The following is an 18,789-nucleotide window of genomic DNA, read 5'->3' as shown; positions in this document are numbered from 1 at the left end:
TACGCGGAGCACTTCGGAGGCTTACGCGGCAAAGCCGAGAAGCCACAGAAGCGGAGAAGCGGAGAAGTCGAGCGTCTTCAGGGACGTACGTAGAGGGGCTCGCCCGGCGGCGTCGCCTCGGCCGGCAGCAGTGCCAGGTCGAGGCCGCGGACCAGGCGGGCCCTCAGCGTTTCGTCGGCCGCGAGTCGCTCGGCGACCGCACGGGCGGTCTCGGCCGGGGCGGCGGACGGGTCCAGGACGAGGGCGAGGGTGCCGTCGGCCCGACCCGGGCCGAGATGGGCGCGCACCACCAGGGGCTCGGCGGCGACCGCGGCCCGTACCGCCTCGACGACGGCGGGGTCCGCGAGCGGATCGGCGGACGTACGCCCCTCGGCGAGCGCCAGCAGGGCCGGGCCCGCCAGCTCGTAGGGCACGGGACCGGCCAGGTCCAGCACGATCGTGTCGGCCTTCTCGTGCGCCGCCGCCCGCAGGGCCTGGTGCAGGGGTACGGCGACGGGGCGGGCCGCGGGGTCCCAGCGGGCCAGTGACGCGGTGGAGGTGAACGCGGGCAGCGCCGTGCGGCCGCCGGCCTTCAGGGTCGGCACCGCCATGTCGCTGGTCTTCTCGTGGCGCAGCCCGTTCTCGTCCTCCTCGACCTCGCCGAGGACGGCCACGACGGGCACCAGCAGCCGGGCGCCCTTGAGCGCCTCCAGGACCGGCCGGACGGCGGTGCGGTCCTCGGCCCAGGCCGCGAGCGCCGCGCTCAGCCGGGGATCGGCGGAGCCGTCGTCGTCGGAGAAGCCGGAGTCGGGAATGTTCTTGTTCGCCACGGTCCCCGACCCTATCGGGGGGATGCTGCTGCGCTTGTGCGGGCCCGGTAACCCGGCGTTGACGGGACTCATGGGTTTCTCAGCCTTCCCTGACACACCTCTAACATTCGTCTAACCGCGGGCACAGTCCCGCCGCCGAGCATCGCGGGATGGACCGTCACAGAGCCCGCGGGCGCCGCGCCCGCCCGTCCCGGCGCAAGCCGCTCGTCTATACGTCGGTGGCCTTCGCCGTCCTCCTGAGCGGTACGGCGGCCGGGGCGGTGTACGTGAAGGCGCAGGCGCACGACGGCCCGGGCCTCGTATCGTCGTCCGAGTCGTCGCGGTCTTCGGCGGCTCCGGCGTCTTCCTCGGCGTCGCCGACCGTCAGTGAGGAGGCCTCGGTGGAACCTGTGACGGAGCCCACGCCGGACCGGGACGCGTTGCTCGCCGAGGCGATGAAGTCGGTGACCGTGGCGGACGGCGCGGACGTGTCGGTCGCGGTGCTCGACCTCAAGTCCGGTGAGAGCGCCGGGTACGGCGGCGGCACCTTCGACACCGCGAGCATCGTCAAGGTCGACATCCTGGCCACGCTGCTGCTCGAGGCTCAGGACGCGGACCGGCATCTCACGGCGGAGGAGAAGACGTACGCCACCGCGATGATCGAGAACAGCGACAACACGTCGGCGTCCGCGCTGTGGAACATCATCGGGAAGGCGGACGGTCTCGCCGCCGCCAACAAGCGCTTCGGGCTGACCGACACCGAGGGCGGCGACGGCATGCTGTGGGGGCTGACGCAGACCACGGCCGCCGACCAACTGACCTTGTTGCGGCAGGTGTTCGGGGACGGTGAGTCGCTGCTCAGCGCGAGCTCGCGGACGTATCTGCAGGGTCTGATGGGCCGGATCGCGGCCGACCAGCACTGGGGGGTGTCGGCCGCGGCCGACGGTTCCCAGTGGGCCCTGAAGAACGGGTGGCTGGCGCGCAGCACGACCGAGCTGTGGGACATCAACAGCATCGGGCGGGTCACCGTCGACGGGAACGGCTACCTGGTGGCGACACTGTCGAACGGCAACTCGACGAAGACGAAGGGGATCTCGCTGGTGGAGGCGGCGGCGAAGGCCGCGGTCTCCGCGTTCGCGGACGGGCAGGGCTGAGGGTTCCTTCGCCGCGACTGCCGTCACGACAGCTTGACGTCACGACAGCTCGACGTCACGACAGCTCGACGTCACGGCAGCTCGACGTCACGGCATTGCGCTGCACGATGTCACTGCCCCGCGCCCCTCAGGGGGCCTCTCCTTACGGGGTGTGGTGCGGGAACCTGCGGCCCCGCCACAGTGCCACCGCCGCCACCAGGAGGAGCACGCCCAGGGCGCCCGCGGTCGGGCCCAGCCAGTCGGTGGAGTTGGGGTCGTCCTTCGTGGTGTCGGGGCCCGGACCGAAGTACTTCTCGCCGTACGCCGCCGAATGGAGTCCTTCCGGCTTGAGCCGGTCGGCGGCCTTGATCGCGGCGGCGGGGTCGATGAAACCGAAGCCGCGGGCGTCGTCACGGCCGCCGTTGGGCGCGTTACGGGCGGTGTCCTCCAGGAGCTGCTTGATCTGGGCCGGGGTCAGACCCGGGTGCGCGGCCTTGACGAGTGCGACCGCGCCGGAGACGAACGCGGAGGCCGCGCTGGTGCCCCAGCCTTCGTAGTACCGGTCGTCGGGGTCGGCGATGACGACGTCGACGCCGGGGGCGCTGACGGTGGCGTACCAGCGGCGGGTGGAGAACGAGGCGCGGGTGCCGTACTGGTCGACGGCGGTCGCGGCGATCACGCCCGGGTACGCGGCCGGATACGAGACGTGGTCGCCCTTCTCGCCGCCGTTGCCGGCCGAGGCGACCACGGCCACACCCTTCTTCAGGGCGTACTGGACGGCCTCGTCCTCGGCGGGTTCGGGATGGGCGGACTTGGAGTCGTCGCCGAGGGAGAGGTTGATGACGTCGGCGCCGTGGTCGGTGGCCCAGCGGATGCCCTCGGCGAGGGCATTGCCGCGGGTGGTCCGGGCCTTCGTACGGGCGGAGTCGCCGTCTTCGAGGATGACGCGGACGGGGAGGATCTTCGCCTCGGGGGCGATGCCCATGACGCCGTCCGCGTCGCCGGCGCCGTGGCCGTGCCCGGCGATGATGCCCGCCATGGCGGTGCCGTGCCGGGCCCACGCGCGCTCGCCGCGGGAGGCTCCGAAGCCCACCATGTCCTTGCCGGTGAGGACGTTGCCCGCGAGGTCGGGGTGCTGGGCGTCGACACCGGTGTCCAGGACGGCGACGGTGATGCCCTTGCCCTTGGTCGTCCGCCAGGCCTCCTGGGTGTGCATCGCGTCGAGGGCCCACTGCTTGGCGCGTATGCCGTCGGCGTGGGCGGTGGTGGCGGGGACCAGAGCGAGGGAGGCGGCCAGCAGGACGCTGAGAAATCCCACCTTGCGGGTCATGACGGCTTCTCCGTGGCCGAGACGGCGGTCTTGCGGAGGCCTCGCTCCACGCGGTCGGCGAGCCCCTGCGCCTCGTGGCCGAGGCCGGCCTGGGCGGGGGCCGTGGTCGCGCCGGCCTTCATGGCGTCGGCGGCGGCCTGCGGAGCGGTGACGATGCGGCCGTCGGCGAAGCCGGAGACGGCGTAGACGACGACGGGGACGTCGGTGAGGACCGACACCGTCCAGGAGGCGCGCTGGGCGTCGCCGAAGCCCTCGGCGGCGGTGCCCTTCGCGGCGTAGGGACGGGGCATCAGGTCGGTGCGCCGGTCCAGACCCTCTTTCTGGAAGCGGGCCTTCAGAGAGGTCATGGCCGCCGCGTCCGCCTTGGTGAACAGCAGGCCGACGGTGGTGACATGGCTGCGGGTCGCGTCCGTGTAGGTGGCGCGCAGCAGCCGCAGGCAGCCGACCGGGGCGAGGGCCTTGCGCAGCAGCGGGTCGAAGGCGTCCTTGCAGCCGGTGTCCGGGGCGACGGCGATCCGCGTCCAGGTGCGGTCGGCGCCGCCGGGGCCCGCGCCGTCGCCCTGGACGGTGGGCGGGAAGAGCTGGTCCACAGGAACGCTGTGCCAGAGCCCCGCGGCCGCCGTGAACGCGCCGCGCGAGCCGGCCCCGTCCGTGTCGTCCCCGGTCAGCCAACTCCCCGTCACCGCACCGCCGATGAGCCCGAGTCCGAGCACGACGCAGGCCGCGGCGGCCAGGGTACGGGGCCGGGTGCGCCTGCCGCCGACCGTTCGCGGACGTCCGCCGCCACCGTCGTCGTACGCCTCCGGCTCCGCGAACGACACGAAGGGACGCTCCACACTCGGGGTTCCCGCCGGCCGGGCGGGGACCGGGGACTGGGTGGCTGGGGATGGGGTGCCTGGGGATGAGGTCACTGGGGGTGCGGCGGATTCCTGGGCCGGGACGGGCCGCAGCCGCCGGGTCGTCTCCGTGGCCCTCTCCTCGGGCACGACGGCGCGTCCCGGCCCACCGGACCGCGGGGCCCCGACGGCGGGCGGAGGGACGTCCGGGAACCGTGCGGAGGCCGCGGGCGGCGGCGGAGTCACCGCCCCCGACCGCTGCTCGGGACGCAGTTCGGGGAACCGCCGGGGTTCCGCCCGGGACGTCGACGCGGAGCCCCGCGAGGCGGAGGCCGACGTATCGGCCGTGTCAGCCGTCTCGGCCGTATCGGGGGAGGAGTCGAAGAAGTCGAAGGAACGTGGCGGCGAGGGCACACGCGAGGCTCGGGCCGTACCCCGCATCGCGCCTCCGTCGGCCGACCGGTGCGCGCCATCCTCCACGGACCGTCCGCCGGACCGGGCCCGTGCCGAGCCGGGCCGCTGCCCCGCCGAAGGCGGCTCCCCCGGACGGGGCGGGACCGCTGGAGCCTCACCCGGCAGCTGTTCCCGCCCTCCGGTCGACGGGGCATCGCCCGTCGGGGCGGTGGTGGGACGGGGCAGCAGCGATGACTCGGACTTCGGCACGGGCTCGGCCGACGTCCCGGGCCGCGCCGAAGTCGGAGGCTGGGCCGGGCGGGGCGGTGCGGACGGGCGGGGCGGAGCCACGGGGGCCGGCGGTGCCGAGGGACCGGACGAAGTCGCCGAAGCCGACGCAGGCGAGGGGGCCGGCCAAGTCGATGAGGCCGGGTACGTCGAGGCGGCCGGCCAAGTCGAGGGGGCCGACGCGGACGCCGAGCCTGCCGACGACGAGGCGGCCGACGACGGGGCCGAGCCCGACGGGGCCGACGCAGACGAGGCGGCCGACGACGGAGCCGAGCCCGAAAGGGCCGCAGCAGACGCCGAACCCGACGAAGACGCCGAGCCCGACTGGGCAGACGCAGCCGCCGAGCCCGGCGGGGACGAAGGGGCCGGTGGGGACGAACAGGCCGGTGGAGAGGAAGGGGCCGGCGGGTGTGGGGGAAGGGAGGCGCGGCGCGCTTCCGTGCTCATGGACCCCCCGTTTCCTCGTACCCGGGCCTCGGACCGCCTTGGAGCTCGGCGGGGCCGTTTCACCTGTGCGGAAGGGAACCCCGCCACGGGCACGGATACCCGCACCGGTGGTCCGTCACCCCGGGCAGGGCCCGTCGGGGCAAGGTCGTTCCTCCCTGCGTGCGCGTCACTCTACGGGTTGTCCCCGGCCCGGAGGGAACCAGTCCGGGGCCCCGGGGCATCTGCCCGGAACGTCCCCCTACCCTGCGGTAATCGAGTCTGGCAGGCTTCGGTCATGACTGCCCGCGCCGCAGACCGGGCCCGCTACGACCGGGCCACCGCTCACCTCGACGCCCCCGTCGCGATCGTGGACCTGGAGGCCTTCGACGCGAACGCGGACGACCTGGTCCGCCGGGCCGGCGGCAAGCCGATCCGCGTCGCCAGCAAGTCGGTCCGCTGCCGCGCCCTGCTCGAACGCGTCCTGGACCGGGACGGCTTCGCGGGACTCATGTCCTTCACGCTCGCCGAGTCCCTGTGGCTGGCCAGGTCCGGCTTCGACGACGTACTGCTCGCCTACCCGTCGGCGGACCGCAAGGCGTTCGCCGAGCTGGCCGCAGACCCCAAGCTCGCCGCCGCCGTGACCGTCATGGTGGACGACCCGGCCCAGCTCCGTCTCATCGACGAGTCCCGGCAGGGCGGCACCGAAGTCGTGCGTGTCTGCCTGGAGTTGGACACCTCCCTCAAGCTGCTCGGGGGCCGCGTGCGGGTCGGAGCGCTGCGTTCGCCACTGCACTCTCCCGCCCAGGTCGCCGAGCTGGCCCGTGCCGTCACCCGCCGGCCGGGGTTCAAGCTCGTCGGGATCATGGCGTACGAGGGCCATATCGCGGGCGTCGGCGACGCGGTCGAGGGGCGCCCCCTGCGCTCGCGTGCCATCCGGCTGATGCAGGCCACCGCCCGCAAAGAGCTCGCCCAGCGGCGCGCCGAGGTGGTCCGCGCCGTCCGTGCCGTCGCGCCCGACCTCGAGTTCGTCAACGGCGGCGGCACCGGCAGCGTCCAGCACACCGCCGCGGAGGACGCGGTCACCGAGATCGCGGCCGGGTCGGGGCTGTACGTGCCGAGGCTCTTCGACAACTACACCTCGTTCACGGGGCGTCCGGCCGCGCTGTTCGCCCAGCCCGTCGTCCGCCGCCCGGGGGTCGGGATCGTGACCGTACTCGGCGGCGGATACCCGGCCTCGGGCGCCGCGGGCCGCGACCGGCTGCCCGTCCCCTACCTCCCGGAGGGGCTGAAGTACGACCCCCAGGAGGGCCCCGGCGAGGTGCAGACGCCGCTGCTCGGCTCCCCGGCCGACGATCTGCTCATCGGCGACAAGGTGTGGTTCCGGCACGCCAAGGCCGGCGAGCTGTGCGAGCGGTTCGACACGCTCCACCTGGTGGAGGGCGACGCGGTGACGGCCACCGTCCCGACGTATCGCGGCGAAGGCCAGACCTTCCTCTGACCTCCCGCGACCTCGTCGGCCCGGTTCACTGCGACGGGCCGATGCTGCTGCCCACGCCCCCGCCGGTGCCGGCGTCGCCCACCGGGCGTATCCCCTTGATGATCCGGTCCATGTCGGCGAGCGGCGGCCCGGCGGCGCCCGCGTCGAAGGCGAAGCGGACGATCACGAGCGACTCCGAGCCCACGCTGGACGGGAAGGCGAGCGACTCGACGTAACCGCCGGGCCCCACCCCGGTTCCGACCTTCCAGCGCACGAAGTACCCGGCACGCCCGGCGACGGCGACCGAGCCCGCCTTCACCAGGTGGTGGGACTTGATGCCCCGGTAGGGGCGGCTGTCGAGGAGGTCACGGTCGTACGCGTCGTTCGCGGCGTCCTCGATGTCCTGCTCGGCGAGGGCCTTCGGGGACTTCACGTCGGTCGCCGTGGCCGTGCGCGAGATGACCCGGCCGTGCCGGCAGAGGCCGGGGTCGCCCGGGCAGTCGTAGGTGCCCGGAGTCGTCATCACGACGTCGTCCTCGGCGACGTACTGGGGCCTGACCCAGCCGTCGAGCAGCGGCAGGGTGATGCCGTTGAGCTCGTCCACCACGGAGGAGGGGTCGTCGGCCGAGGAGGCGGAGGCGGACGGCGAGGGCGACGGGGTGTCGGTCGCCCTCGCTGTGGGACCGGTCGGGGTGGTCGGGCCGGTCTGCACCGCCGCGTCGCCGCCACCCTCGTCCCGGCCCAGCAGCAGGGCACCCGTGACGATCGAGGCGACGAGGACGACTCCGGCCACGGAGAGGGCGACCACCTTGGCCCGGCCGGAAGCACCCGGTTCGGCGGACTCCTGCTGCGGCGAGGGCTGTTGGGGTGCCTCGGGCTGGCGCCGGTGGTCGGTCCAGGCGGTCCCGTCCCACCAGCGCTCGACGAGCGGGTACGACGGGTCGCGGTACCAGCCGGGCGGTGGCGTCATACTCATCCCGGCACTCTAGGACGAGCCCCGAAGATCAGTACACGGTGCTCGGCACATGCCGCTCAGAACACGGTGTCCTTCTGATCGGGCACGATCGATCCGTCCGGCCTTCGTACGGGGCCTCCGCCTCCGTCGGGTTCGTTGTACGCGCTCGTCGAGCACGGGTAGAGCTCCCGTTCGCGTGGCAGCGGCTCGATGAACATCGGGTTGATCAGCCAGCGGCCGTCGGCGTCGTCGTACGCACGGCACATCAACTCGCCCTTGTTGCGGTTGAGGACGAGGTGCGCGCCGGTGGCGTCGCCGACGAAGGTGACGTCGGTGTCGGCGTCGCCGGCCGCGAGGGCGGGGCGCCGGCCGCGGTCCTGCCGCTGCCAGGCCGCGGCGCCGCGCACCCCGTAGATCTCCTGGTTGATCCAGCAGCGTTTCCCGTCGATGTACGGGATCGCCTCGCCCCGGCTCGCCGGTACGTCGCCGCAGCCCTGGTTCCGGGTGGTGATCCGGCCGTACCGGTCGAGGACGGAGCGGATCGCGATCGTGTGCCGGGCATCGATGCCGACACCGCGCGACCAGACCTCGGTGACGGGTTCGGAGCCCGCCGAGACGATGTAGACGTCGAATCCGGCCCGTTGGAGCGTACGGATCAGCTCGCGCTGCTGGTCGTAGTAGCGGACGTACGCCGGGACGGTGTGGGTGCCGAGGGTGCGGGTCGAGCCGACGGGCGCGGCGAGGACCTCCGCGCGTGCCCGGCGGGCGTACGAGGTCAGCTCGGCGACCGTGTGTCCGGCGAAGAGTTGGGGCACCCAGGCGTACTGGGGGACGGTGCGCCGGTGGTTCCAGTCACCGGCGAAGGCGGGGGCGCCGCCCATCGTCTTCCCGTGCTCGCGGATCTCGAAGATCTCGTCGGTGCAGCGGGTGTCGGTGGCGGTCGGCAGTGGCGCGCCCACGGGTACGCCGGTGCCGCAGGCAGCGGTGAGGGCGGTGTCCGCCGCGTCGGTGAGCCACTCGCTGGTGGCCTTCCAGTTCGCTGGGCGCAGGATCTTGTCGTGCCTCAGGGCCCAGGCGAGGGTGGCGTCGGTGACGTCGTTCTTGGTGACCGTGTTGTCCCAGTCGAACGCGGCGACCGGGTGGCTGCCGGGGTGTCCGGCACAGGTGCCGCGGTCGTCGATGACCTGCTGAAGGTGGGCGCGGTTGTCGCCGTACCAACTGCCGGACAGTCGAGGGCAGTTGGCGCGCTCGGCGGGGGCGGCGGGTGGCGCGGCCGCCAGTGCGGCGGCCGCTGCCAGGGTCCACGCGAAGACGGATCGGTATCGCATGGGACGTGCATACACCGGGGTGGGCTACAGGGGCGTGACGTACGCGCCCGAGATGCCGCCGTCCACCAGGAAGTCGGAGGCGTTCACGAAGGAGGAGTCGTCGCTGGCGAGGAAGGCGACCGCCGCGGCGATCTCCTCGGCCTCCGCGAAACGGCCGACCGGGATGTGCACCAGCCGGCGCGCGGCCCGCTCCGGGTCCTTGGCGAACAGCTCCTGGAGGAGGGGGGTGTTGACCGGTCCCGGGCACAGGGCGTTGACCCGGATGCCCTCCCGGGCGAACTGCACGCCCAGCTCGCGCGACATGGCCAGCACTCCGCCCTTGGAGGCCGTGTACGAGATCTGCGAGGTCGCCGCGCCCATCCGGGCCACGAAGGACGCCGTGTTGATGATGGAGCCCTTGCCCTGGCGCCGCATGTAGGGGATCGCCGCCTTGCAGCACAGGTAGACGGAGGTGAGGTTGACCTCCTGGACGCGCTTCCATGCCTCCAGGCCCGTCTCCAGGATGGAGTCGTCGTCGGGCGGCGAGATGCCCGCGTTGTTGAAGGCGATGTCGACGGAGCCGTAGGTGTCGTACGCCGTCCTGAAGAGCGCCTCGACCTCCTCGGGGTCGGTGACGTCGACCTTCACGAAGATCCCGCCGACCTCCTCGGCGGCCGCCTTGCCGCGCGTCTCGTCGACGTCGCCGCAGACGACGTGGGCGCCCTCGGAGGCGAGCCGGTGCGCGGTCGCGAGACCGATGCCGCTGCCGGCGCCGGTGATGACGGCGGTGCGGCCGACCAGCCGGCGGCAGACGATGTCCGAGGTCTCTGAAGTCTCTGAGGTCACTGTGCGGAGCCCTCCGTGCTGATGAAGACGTTCTTGGTTTCGGTGAAGGCGGTGAGCGCGTCCGGGCCGAGTTCGCGGCCGATCCCCGACTGCTTGAAGCCGCCGAAGGGGGTCCAGTAGCGGACGCTGGAGTGGGAGTTGACGGACAGGTTCCCGGCGCGGACGGCCCCCGAGACGCGCAGGGCGCGGCCGACGTCACGGGTCCAGATGGAGCCGGACAGGCCGTACTCGGTGGCGTTGGCGAGCCGGATCGCGTCGGCCTCGTCCTCGAAGGGGAGGACCACGGCGACCGGGCCGAAGACCTCCTCGACGGCCACGCGCGCGTGCGGCTCGACGCCGGTGAGGACGGTGGGCGGGAACCAGAAGCCGGGGCCCTCGGGGGCCTTGCCGCGGATGCCGGGCGCGTCGGCGTCGACGTACGACCGTACGCGCTCCAGCTGCGCCCGGGAGATCAGCGGGCCCATCTGGGTCCGCTCGTCGGCCGGGTCGCCGACGACGACGGACTCGATCGCCGGGGCGAGCAGTTCGAGGAAGCGGTCGTACGCGGAGCGCTGGACGAGGATCCGGGTGCGGGCGCAGCAGTCCTGGCCGGAGTTGTCGAGGAAGGACATGGGGGCGGCGGCCGCGGCGGCCTCGATGTCGGCGTCGGCGAAGACGACGTTGGGGCTCTTGCCGCCGAGTTCGAGGGTGACGCGCTTGAGCAGCGCCGAGCCCTTTGCCAACACCTGTTTGCCCACGGCCGTTGACCCTGTGAAGACGATCTTCGCGACTCCGGGGTGCTCGACGAGCGCGTTGCCCGCGACGGGGCCCGCGCCCGGCAGCACCTGAAAGAGGTGCTCCGGAAGGCCGGCCTCCAGGGCGAGTTCGGCCAGCCGCAGGGCGGTGAGCGGGGTCGTCTCGGCGGGCTTGAGGATCACCGCGTTGCCGGCCGCGAGCGCGGGTGCCGTGCCCCAGGCCGCGATCGGCATCGGGAAGTTCCAGGGCGCGATGACACCGACGACACCGAGGGGTTCGAGGATCGTGACGTCGAGACCGCCCGGGACGGGGATCTGGCGGCCGGTGAGCCGCTCCACTCCCCCGGCCGCGTAGTCGAGCAGATCGCGCACGTTGCCCGCTTCCCAGCGGGCGTTGCCGAGGGTATGGCCGGCCTCGCGGACCTCGAGGCGGGCCAGTTCGCCGAGGTGCTCGTCGACGGCCACGGCGAAGCGGCGCAGCAGCCGGGCGCGCTCCCCGGGGGCGAGTGCGGCCCAGACGATCTGGGCCTTCGCGGCCCGTGCGACCGCGGCGCCCACGTCCCGCGCGGTGGCGCCCGGAACGGTGGCGACGACCTCCTCGGTGGCCGGATTGAGTACCTGGAGCTCGTACTCGTCGGTCTTCTGGTCGGCGTACTCGCCGGTGTGCCGGTCCGCGTACTCGTCGGCGTGCTGGTCGGACAAGACAGGCCTCACATGCGTTCGAAGGAGCGGCGCAGCTCCCAGTCGGTCACCGCGGCGTCGAAGGCTTCCAGCTCGACGCGTGCCATGTTGCGGTAGTGCGCGACCACCTCGTCGCCGAAGGCGGCCCGGGCGATGGGACTGTTCTCCCAGAGCTCGGCGGCCTCGCGCAGTGTGGTGGGCACGTGCGCGTACTCGGAGGTGTACGCGTTGCCCGCGCAGGGCTCGGGCGGCTCCAGCTTCTGTTCGATGCCGTAGAGGCCGGCCGCGACGAGTCCCGCGACGGCCAGGTGCGGGTTGACGTCTCCGCCCGGCAGCCGGTTCTCGAACCGCATCGAGCGGCCGTGGCCGACGACACGGAGGGAGCAGGTGCGGTTGTCGTACCCCCAGGCGACGGCGGTCGGCGCGAAGGAGCCGGGCTGGAAGCGCTTGTACGAGTTGATGTTGGGCGCGTAGAGGAGCGAGAAGTCGCGCAGGGCGGCCAGCTGACCGGCGAGGAAGTGCCGCATGACCGGCGACATGCCCCCCGGGTCGTCCGCGGAACCGGCCATGGCGTTGACGCCGTCGGCGTCCGCGAGCGAGAGGTGGATGTGACAGGAGTTGCCCTCGCGCTCGTTGTACTTCGCCATGAAGGTGAGCGAGACGCCCTCCTGGGAGGCGATCTCCTTGGCGCCGGTCTTGTAGATGGCGTGCTGGTCGCAGGTGACGAGGGCCTCGTCGTACTTGAAGGCGATCTCGTGCTGGCCGGGGTTGCACTCGCCCTTGGCGGACTCGACGGTCAGCCCGGCGGCCTGCATCTCGTTGCGGATGCGGCGCAGCAGCGGCTCGATACGACCGGTCCCGAGGACGGAGTAGTCGATGTTGTACTGATTGGCCGGGGTCAGGCCCCGATAGCGCGCGTCCCAAGCCTGCTCGTAGGTGTCCTTGAAGACGATGAACTCGAGCTCGGTGCCGACCTGGGCGGTGTAGCCGAGTTCGGCGAGGCGGTCGAGCTGGCGGCGCAGGATCTGCCGGGGCGCGGCCACGACCGGGGATCCGTCGTTCCAGGCCAGGTCGGCGATGAGCAGGGCGGTGCCCTCGTTCCAGGGGACGCGCCGTAGGGTGCCGAGATCGGGGTGCATGGCGAAGTCGCCGTAGCCCCGGTCCCAGGAGGACATGTCGTACCCCTCGACCGTGTTCATCTCGGTGTCGACGGCGAGGAGGTAGTTGCAGCCCTCCGTGCCGTGCTCCAGGACCTCGTCGAGGAAGAAGCGCGCGGCGAACCGCTTGCCCTGGAGTCGCCCCTGCATGTCGGGAAAGGCCAGGACGACCGTGTCGATCTCACCGGCCGCGACGAGGGCGTGCAGCTCCTCGACGGCGAGCGGGGGTGTGCGGTCTGCCACCGGAAAAGCCTCCTTGGGTCAGCCGAGAGCCATAAGGTATTGCGGAGAACCATTGCTTGGGAAGGGGGCACGACCAGATGACGCGGGTGGAATCCGACGGCGGGGCGGACGACCGGCTGACTCCGGTGCTGCGGCCGGTGCGGGCGGGCAACGGGTTCGAGGAGGCGTTGGAGCAGATCCTCCAGGTCGTCCGGCTCGGACTGGTTCCGGGCGGCGAACGGCTGCCCGCCGAGCGGGAGCTGGCGGAGCGGCTGGGGATCAGCCGGGTGACGCTGCGCGAGGTGCTCAAGGTGCTCCAGGACCAGGGCCTGGTCGAGTCGCGGCGTGGCCGGTACGGCGGCACCTTCGTGCTGCCGAGGGCCGACGCGCCCAGCGCGCAGGAGCTGCGCCGCCGGGTCGCCGAGGTCGACATCGAGGACGTGCTGCGCTTCCGTGAGGTGCTGGAGGTGGGGGCCGCCGGACTGTGCGCCGCGCACGGGCTCGACGGCGACCAGGCCGGCCGGCTGCGCGAGGCGCTCGCCCGCACGCACGACGCGCCGCTGGCCGACTACCGCCGCCTGGACACGATGCTCCACCTCACCCTCGCGGAACTGTCCGGCTCCCCGTCCCTCACCGCCCAGTACGCGGCCGTCCGCGCCTCCGTCAACGATCTCCTCGACTGCATCCCCCTGCTCGTACGGAATCTGGAACATTCCCAGCGGCAGCACACCGCCCTCGTCGAGGCCGTGCTCGACGGGGACGCGGACGGGGCGCGCGAGATGATGCGGGAGCACTGCGGCGGGACGGCGGCGCTGCTGCGGGGGTTCCTGACGTGAGGCGTCGGGGGCGCACGAGGACTTGCCTCCACCGCGCCCACCGCGCAAAGGTATGAGCACGTTCCATTGGATCGTTCCATCGAGCGCGTTCCATTGGCCGGCTCCATGGGGCGCGTTCCGTTGGCCGGCTCCGTGGGGCGCGTTCCGTTGGCCGGCTCCGTGGGGCGCATGGCACTGAGCGCGTTCGACGGGCACGTTCCGTGGGGCGCATTCCATGGGACGTGGTTGATCCTGTTGGTCCCAGACCTGGTCGATCCTAGGGAGAGCAGCGTGGGCAGGCCGCTGATCGGTGTCAGTACGTATCTGGAGTCCGGGACCCGCTGGGGGGTGTGGGAGCTGGACGCGGCGCTGCTGCCGGCCGGCTATCCGCGGCTCGTGCAGCGGGCGGGCGGGCTCGCCGCGATGCTGCCGCCGGACGATCCGGCGCAGGCCGCCGCGACCGTAGCCCGGCTCGACGGCGTGGTCGTCGCGGGCGGCCCGGACGTCGACCCCGGCCGCTACGGCACGGAACGCTCTCCGCGTACGGGACCGCCCTCGCCCGAGCGGGACGCCTGGGAACTCGCCCTGATCCGGGCGGCGTTGGACTCGGGCACGCCGCTCCTCGGGATCTGCCGGGGCATGCAGCTGCTGAACGTCGCGCTCGGTGGCACGCTCCTCCAGCACATCGACGGGCATGTGAAGGACGTCGGGGTCTTCGGACGCCACGAGGTGACGCCCGTGGCGGGGAGTCTGTACGCCGGTGTGGTGCCGGAGGTGTCCGCCGTGCCGACGTACCACCACCAGGCGGTGGATCGCCTCGGAAAGGGGCTGCTCGTCTCCGCCCACGCGGCGGACGGGACCGTGGAGGCCGTGGAACTCCCTGGTCCCGCTTGGGTGTTGGGGGTGCAGTGGCACCCGGAGATGGGCGAAGACCTGCGCGTCATGCACGCACTGGTGCGAGCCGCTTCCTGACGTGCGTGCTGCGCGGGTGCGGCGGGCCTGCCGGTTTTCGCCCCCTCCGCCCCTGCCCTCGACCGTCATCCCTGGGGGCCGCGCCCCCAGACCCCCCTGAAAGATCGCGCAGTTCCCCGCGCTCCTGCCCCCGCCCGCCCCCGTCCGCCCTCGTCCGCCCCCGTCCGCCCCCGTCCGCCCCCGCCGAGGGCTACACCCCCCGCGTCAGCGACAACAGATCCCGGGCCGGTCCCGTCGGGCGATGGCCGGTCGGCCAGACGGCCCGCAGGGCGCGGTCGAGGCGGACATCGGCGAGGGGCACGGCCACCAGACGGTGGCCGGAGAGCTCCTCCCCGAGGGCCAGCTCGCTGAGGACGGCAGGACCGGCCCCGCTCACCGCGGAGGCCTTCACCGCCGTCGTGGAGGAGAGCTCGATCAGCGGCCGGGCGAGGCCGCCCAGCGCGGCGGCGAGGACCTGCCGGGTCCCCGACCCCTCCTCCCGGAGAATCAACGGCGTGGCCGCCAACTCCGCCCCGGACAGCGGCCCCCGCCGCCGTGCCCACGGGTGGCTCGGCGCGGTCACCACGATCAGCCGGTCACGGGCGATGACCGCCGAATCCAGGCCGGGCGGGACGGAAAGCCCCTCCACGAAGCCCAGGTCCGCCTCGCCGGCGAGGAGACGTTCGGCGACGGCGGCGGAGTTCCCGGCGAGGAGCGACACCGCCGTGTCGGGCCGTTGGGCGCGCAGCGCGATGAGCCAGCCCGGGAGCAGATACTCGGCGATGGTCATGCTCGCGGCCACGCGCAGCCGAGAGTCACGGCGGTCCCGCAGGGCATGCGCCCCCACGTCGAACGCCTCGGCCGCCTCCACCACCCGCCGCGCCCAGTCCGTGACGAGGGCACCCGCGTCGGTGAGCCGGGACCCGCGTGGCGAGCGGTCCACGAGCGCGACCCCCAGCTGGCGTTCCATGGAGCGGATACGGCTACTGGCCGCAGGCTGGGTGATCCCCAGCTCACGGGCGGCACGCCCCAGACTCCCCAGGCGCGCCACGGCGAGCAGCAGCTCCATCGCCCCCAGGTCCGGCACCCGGTGTGCGATCCCGATCACCGGCGGCGCATCGCCCTTGGCGCTCGACTCACCCGACTCCTTCGACTTACCCATAAACCCAGCTTATGTCCTCATAGAAACGTACTCCCTGGTCGGGAGGTCACCCGCGCGCCACCGTGGAGACATGGTCACCGCAGCCCAGCCCCTCCCCCTCCGCAAGGCAGGAATCCGCGAGGCGGGAATCCACACCCCGAACCGCCGGGCGGGAGCCCCACGCTCCGTCACCGTCCGCCACCTCGGGCCGAACTGGTACGCCTCGGTGATGGGGACCGCGATCGTGGCGACGGCGGGCGCCGGGCTCCCCGGGAACGCTCCGGGCCTGCGCACCGCCTGCACCGCCGTCTGGGCCCTCTCGCTCGCGATGCTGGTGGCCCTGCTCGCCGCCCGCACCGTGCACTGGACCCACCACCGCGACCAGGCCCGCGCGCACCTCCTCGACCCGGCCATGGCCCCCTTCTACGGCTGCCTCGCGATGGCGTTCCTGGCCGTCGGCGGGGCCACCCTGGTCGTCGGACAGGACTGGATCGGGACCGGAACGGCGGTCGCGCTCGACGCCGTCCTGTTCACCGTCGGTACGGTCCTCGGGCTGGTCGGAGCCATGGCGGTGCCGTACCTGATGGTGGTCCGCCAGCGGATCGAGCCCGGCCAGGCGTCACCCGTGTGGATCCTGCCGCTCGTCGCCCCCATGGTCTCCGCCGCCCTCGGCCCCCTGCTCGTCCCGCATCTGCCGCCCGGCCAGCCCCAGGAGACTCTCCTGCTCGCCTGTGTCGCGATGTTCGGGCTGAGCCTGCTGGCCACCTTCCTGATGCTGCCGATGGTCTTCGCCCGACTGATCACCACCGGCCCGCTGCCGCTCGCGCTCACCCCGACCCTGTTCCTGGTCCTCGGCCCGCTGGGTCAGTCGACCACCGCCGTCGGCAAGTTCGCGGACTTCGCCCCGGGCGTGCTGTCCGCCCCGTACAGCCAGGGATTCGGCATGCTCGCCGTGCTCTACGGCGTCCCCGTGATGGGCTTCGCGCTGCTGTGGCTGGGACTGTCCACCGCGATGGTGCTGCGGGCCCGCCGCCGGGGCATGGGCTTCGCGATGACCTGGTGGGCCTTCACCTTCCCGGTGGGGACCTGCGTGACCGGCGCCGAGGCGCTGGCCCGGCACACCGGCGTCGTCGTCTTCGACTGGCTGGCGGTCGGCCTGTACGTACTGCTCGTGGCCGCCTGGGCGGTGACCGCCGTCCGCACGGCCCGCGGCCTGCTCAGCGGTGAGCTGCTCGCAGCGCCTCGCCGAGCAGCCGTGGAGCCTGCGCCAACGACGGCCCGTACCAGGTGAGTTGGCGGCCGTCCACCAGCGCGCAGGGCACGCCTTCGAAGGCCTCGGGTCCGTCGTCGGCGGTGAAGCGGTACGGCTCGTCGGGCAGGACGACGAGATCGGGGGACGTGGACCTGAGGTCGGCGAGCGGGATGCGGGGATAGCGGTCCTCGTGGCGCGCGTAGACGTTGTCCACACCCAGGCGGGCCAGCACGTCTCCGGCGAAGGTGTCGCGGCCGAGGACCATCCAGGGCCGCCGCCAGACCGGCACGATCGCGGTCGTACGGCGGTCGGGCGCGGGGAGTTCCGCCCACGCCGCCTCCGCCTCGTCGAGCCAGCGCGGCCTGGTGCCCGCCCCGCACGCGCGCAGCACCCGCTCCAGCTCGCGGAAGGCACTCCGCACGTCCCGCACCTCGGTGACCAGCACCTCGACGCCGGCGTCCCGCAGCGCGGTCAGGTCGGGCTCGCGGTTCTCCTCCTCGTTGGCGACGACCAGATCCGGGGCGAGCGCCACGATCCTGTCGACCTCGGGATTCTTGGTGCCCCCGATCCGTACGACGTCGAGGTCCGCGGGATGGCTGCACCAGTCCGTGGCACCGACCAGGGCGCCGGGTACGGAGAGGGCCACGGCCTCGGTGAGCGAGGGCACGAGCGAGACGACACGCGGCACCGCGCGCCCGGGACGGCCGTCCGTCCGGCGAGGTTCGGACATGACGTCAGTATCGCAGCGTGGCCCCGGCGCGCCGGTGCCGGACGTGCGGCGGCGGCCGTCGACCGGCTGCTCAGCGCTTGCGGACCCGGCGCGCGGGTACCGGACGTGCGGCGGCGGCCGTCGACCGGCAGCTCAGCGCTTGCCGAAGCCGTGCCGGTCCTCCACCGCGTCGATGTGGTCGGCGACCTCGACCACGATCACCCGGGTGTCCGGCCCGGTCGCCCGCCATCGATGGCGCACTCCGCCCGTCAGATACAGCGTGTCCCCGCGTCCCAGGCGATGGGCGCGGCCCTCCGCCTCGACCTCGACGCCACCGTCGGCGACGTACATCAACCTGTCGTTGCGGTGCTGGAGTTCGCGCCCCTCGTCGTGGTCGCCGGTGAACTCGGTGGCGTGCAACTGGTGGTGACCGCGCACGAGGGGGCGCACTTGGGCTTCGGTGGTGAACTCGGCACCGGCCTCGGCGCGCACCACGTCGACGCTGCACGCCGGGTCGGCGGCGGCGAGCAGTTCGACCGCGGTGGTACCGAGGGCGTCCGCGACTCTCTCCAGGGAGCTCTTGCTGGGCCGGGCCCGCTCGTTCTCGACCTGGCTGAGAAAGGGGACCGACAGGCCGCTGCGCTCGGCCACGACGGCGAGAGTGAGCTCCAGTGCCCGGCGCCGCCGCCGGACGGCGGCGCCCACCCGAAGGGGCTGTTCTTTGTGGTCGCCCATCCGGCTCCCTCCCTTGCGTCGTCGGTCCGCTGATTCCCCGGTCCGCGACTTCCCCGGACCTCTACTTCTGAAGAGTTGTTTGCACCCTACGCATGTTCGGCAAACCGTTTCATGCACCCGTCATATCGCTGTCACATCGAAGGAGGGCGAGGGTCACGATTCTCGCCACCGCGCGAGCCGGCCCTCCTCCCCCGGCGCTGCCTCCTCGCGCAGGACGAAAGGGCTGACCAGCAGGGCCGGGTGCCCGTCCGGATCGGTGAGCAGAGTAGCCGCCGCCGAGTTGGCGGTCCGAGCGGTCGCCCACGTCGCCCGCCGTCCCTCACGGCTCCAGGACGGGTCCGGGCACGGGGCGGGCTCGGCGCTCCAGGCCGTGAAGTCCCGCAGCATGCCCCGGAATTGGCGGGCCGTGACGCCCGGCGCCCGGCGGGAGGGCGTCGAGACCGGCGTAGCCGCGTACGGCGATGTGGTTGTCCGGATCCTTCTCATAAGCCGGCACCCGGGGACTCGCAGGAACGACCGGACGGGGGAACGAGGGGAGCCGAGTTTTCGGAATCCTCGCGGGCCGGGGAAACGCCGTGAGGGGTGGGCTTCGCCGCACGGAACCGTGCGGCGA

Annotated in this window: 17 protein-coding genes; 5 read left to right on the top strand and 12 right to left on the bottom strand. The window is 72.9% G+C overall.

Going from position 1 to position 18,789, the window contains the following annotated elements; translation table 11 throughout:
• Positions 1-77: 77 nt before the first annotated feature.
• Positions 78-809, bottom strand: coding sequence for an SseB family protein (locus ACFVXA_RS34215; protein ID WP_383743147.1), 732 nt, complete (start codon positions 807-809; stop codon positions 78-80).
• Positions 810-958: 149 nt separating this feature from the next.
• Here ACFVXA_RS34215 and ACFVXA_RS34210 point away from each other — a divergent pair, with 149 nt between their 5' ends.
• Positions 959-1,942 (top strand): serine hydrolase, encoded by a 984-nt coding sequence (locus tag ACFVXA_RS34210; protein WP_389513870.1) that lies wholly within the window; start codon positions 959-961, stop codon positions 1,940-1,942.
• Between the two features lie 142 nt (positions 1,943-2,084).
• Here ACFVXA_RS34210 and mycP read toward each other — a convergent pair whose 3' ends face one another.
• Positions 2,085-3,251 (bottom strand): type VII secretion-associated serine protease mycosin, encoded by a 1,167-nt coding sequence (mycP, locus tag ACFVXA_RS34205; RefSeq protein ID WP_389472359.1) that lies wholly within the window; start codon positions 3,249-3,251, stop codon positions 2,085-2,087.
• Complete coding sequence (locus ACFVXA_RS34200; protein WP_383743140.1) at positions 3,248-4,072, bottom strand: hypothetical protein; 825 nt, start codon at positions 4,070-4,072, stop codon at positions 3,248-3,250. The genes mycP and ACFVXA_RS34200 overlap by 4 nt, the downstream gene beginning before the upstream one ends.
• Before the next feature lie 1,417 nt (positions 4,073-5,489).
• Between ACFVXA_RS34200 and ACFVXA_RS34195 the strand changes: the two genes are divergently transcribed.
• Positions 5,490-6,692, top strand: coding sequence for an amino acid deaminase/aldolase (locus ACFVXA_RS34195; protein WP_383743137.1), 1,203 nt, complete (start codon positions 5,490-5,492; stop codon positions 6,690-6,692).
• A gap of 25 nt (positions 6,693-6,717) precedes the next feature.
• On the opposite strand, the gene ACFVXA_RS34190 is transcribed toward ACFVXA_RS34195, so the two are convergent.
• The 5 genes from ACFVXA_RS34190 to ACFVXA_RS34170 are packed head-to-tail and all read right to left on the bottom strand — an operon-like array spanning position 6,718 to position 12,594.
• Positions 6,718-7,647, bottom strand: a complete 930-nt coding sequence (locus ACFVXA_RS34190) for a DUF2510 domain-containing protein (RefSeq protein WP_390028199.1) — start codon at positions 7,645-7,647, stop codon at positions 6,718-6,720.
• Between the two features lie 56 nt (positions 7,648-7,703).
• The gene (locus ACFVXA_RS34185; protein WP_383743134.1) at positions 7,704-8,954 is read right to left on the bottom strand and encodes a haloacid dehalogenase-like hydrolase; all 1,251 of its coding nucleotides are present in this window, start codon (positions 8,952-8,954) and stop codon (positions 7,704-7,706) included.
• A 24-nt stretch (positions 8,955-8,978) separates the two neighbouring features.
• Positions 8,979-9,779, bottom strand: a complete 801-nt coding sequence (locus ACFVXA_RS34180) for a 3-oxoacyl-ACP reductase (RefSeq protein WP_383743131.1) — start codon at positions 9,777-9,779, stop codon at positions 8,979-8,981.
• Entirely contained in the window at positions 9,776-11,257 is a 1,482-nt protein-coding gene (locus ACFVXA_RS34175) for an aldehyde dehydrogenase family protein (protein WP_390028212.1), read from the bottom strand. Before ACFVXA_RS34175 ends, ACFVXA_RS34180 begins: the two co-directional genes overlap by 4 nt.
• The gene (locus tag ACFVXA_RS34170; RefSeq protein ID WP_383743129.1) at positions 11,224-12,594 is read right to left on the bottom strand and encodes a glutamine synthetase family protein; all 1,371 of its coding nucleotides are present in this window, start codon (positions 12,592-12,594) and stop codon (positions 11,224-11,226) included. The genes ACFVXA_RS34175 and ACFVXA_RS34170 overlap by 34 nt, the downstream gene beginning before the upstream one ends.
• 77 nt (positions 12,595-12,671) lie before the next feature.
• Here ACFVXA_RS34170 and ACFVXA_RS34165 point away from each other — a divergent pair, with 77 nt between their 5' ends.
• Both ACFVXA_RS34165 and ACFVXA_RS34160 read left to right on the top strand, forming a co-directional pair.
• The gene (locus ACFVXA_RS34165) at positions 12,672-13,409 is read left to right on the top strand and encodes a FadR/GntR family transcriptional regulator (RefSeq protein ID WP_390028198.1); all 738 of its coding nucleotides are present in this window, start codon (positions 12,672-12,674) and stop codon (positions 13,407-13,409) included.
• A gap of 270 nt (positions 13,410-13,679) precedes the next feature.
• Complete coding sequence (locus ACFVXA_RS34160; protein WP_384396542.1) at positions 13,680-14,360, top strand: gamma-glutamyl-gamma-aminobutyrate hydrolase family protein; 681 nt, start codon at positions 13,680-13,682, stop codon at positions 14,358-14,360.
• Between the two features lie 190 nt (positions 14,361-14,550).
• Here ACFVXA_RS34160 and ACFVXA_RS34155 read toward each other — a convergent pair whose 3' ends face one another.
• Positions 14,551-15,408, bottom strand: coding sequence for a LysR family transcriptional regulator (locus tag ACFVXA_RS34155; RefSeq protein WP_383907358.1), 858 nt, complete (start codon positions 15,406-15,408; stop codon positions 14,551-14,553).
• A gap of 163 nt (positions 15,409-15,571) precedes the next feature.
• On the opposite strand from ACFVXA_RS34155, the gene ACFVXA_RS34150 reads away from it, so the two are divergent.
• Complete coding sequence (locus tag ACFVXA_RS34150; protein WP_390028197.1) at positions 15,572-16,771, top strand: TDT family transporter; 1,200 nt, start codon at positions 15,572-15,574, stop codon at positions 16,769-16,771.
• On the opposite strand, the gene ACFVXA_RS34145 is transcribed toward ACFVXA_RS34150, so the two are convergent.
• The 3 genes from ACFVXA_RS34145 to ACFVXA_RS34135 all read right to left on the bottom strand — a co-directional run bounded on the left by ACFVXA_RS34145 (position 16,698) and on the right by ACFVXA_RS34135 (position 18,563).
• Complete coding sequence (locus tag ACFVXA_RS34145; protein ID WP_383743119.1) at positions 16,698-17,462, bottom strand: helical backbone metal receptor; 765 nt, start codon at positions 17,460-17,462, stop codon at positions 16,698-16,700. The genes ACFVXA_RS34150 and ACFVXA_RS34145 overlap by 74 nt on opposite strands.
• A gap of 132 nt (positions 17,463-17,594) precedes the next feature.
• Positions 17,595-18,176 (bottom strand): helix-turn-helix domain-containing protein, encoded by a 582-nt coding sequence (locus ACFVXA_RS34140; protein WP_383743117.1) that lies wholly within the window; start codon positions 18,174-18,176, stop codon positions 17,595-17,597.
• 153 nt (positions 18,177-18,329) lie between these two features.
• Positions 18,330-18,563, bottom strand: coding sequence for a hypothetical protein (locus tag ACFVXA_RS34135; RefSeq protein WP_390028196.1), 234 nt, complete (start codon positions 18,561-18,563; stop codon positions 18,330-18,332).
• Positions 18,564-18,789 lie beyond the last annotated feature (226 nt).

This window comes from Streptomyces sp. NPDC058246, from assembly GCF_042881985.1.
Lineage (GTDB): Bacteria > Actinomycetota > Actinomycetes > Streptomycetales > Streptomycetaceae > Streptomyces.
The sequence above is the reverse complement of the archived record's forward strand: the minus strand, read 5'-3'. Positions and strand labels throughout refer to the sequence as shown.

Bases quoted from the DNA above. Each gene is read 5' to 3' on its own strand.
- ACFVXA_RS34210 (WP_389513870.1), top strand. From the start codon at position 959: ATGGACCGTCACAGAGCCCGCGGGCGCCGCGCCCGCCCGTCCCGGCGC.
- mycP (WP_389472359.1), bottom strand. From the start codon at position 3,251: ATGACCCGCAAGGTGGGATTTCTCAGCGTCCTGCTGGCCGCCTCCCTC.
- ACFVXA_RS34195 (WP_383743137.1), top strand. From the start codon at position 5,490: ATGACTGCCCGCGCCGCAGACCGGGCCCGCTACGACCGGGCCACCGCT.
- ACFVXA_RS34190 (WP_390028199.1), bottom strand. From the start codon at position 7,647: ATGAGTATGACGCCACCGCCCGGCTGGTACCGCGACCCGTCGTACCCG.
- ACFVXA_RS34185 (WP_383743134.1), bottom strand. From the start codon at position 8,954: ATGCGATACCGATCCGTCTTCGCGTGGACCCTGGCAGCGGCCGCCGCA.
- ACFVXA_RS34165 (WP_390028198.1), top strand. From the start codon at position 12,672: ATGACGCGGGTGGAATCCGACGGCGGGGCGGACGACCGGCTGACTCCG.
- ACFVXA_RS34155 (WP_383907358.1), bottom strand. From the start codon at position 15,408: ATGGAGCTGCTGCTCGCCGTGGCGCGCCTGGGGAGTCTGGGGCGTGCC.
- ACFVXA_RS34150 (WP_390028197.1), top strand. From the start codon at position 15,572: ATGGTCACCGCAGCCCAGCCCCTCCCCCTCCGCAAGGCAGGAATCCGC.
- ACFVXA_RS34145 (WP_383743119.1), bottom strand. From the start codon at position 17,462: ATGTCCGAACCTCGCCGGACGGACGGCCGTCCCGGGCGCGCGGTGCCG.
- ACFVXA_RS34140 (WP_383743117.1), bottom strand. From the start codon at position 18,176: ATGGGCGACCACAAAGAACAGCCCCTTCGGGTGGGCGCCGCCGTCCGG.
- ACFVXA_RS34135 (WP_390028196.1), bottom strand. From the start codon at position 18,563: ATGCTGCGGGACTTCACGGCCTGGAGCGCCGAGCCCGCCCCGTGCCCG.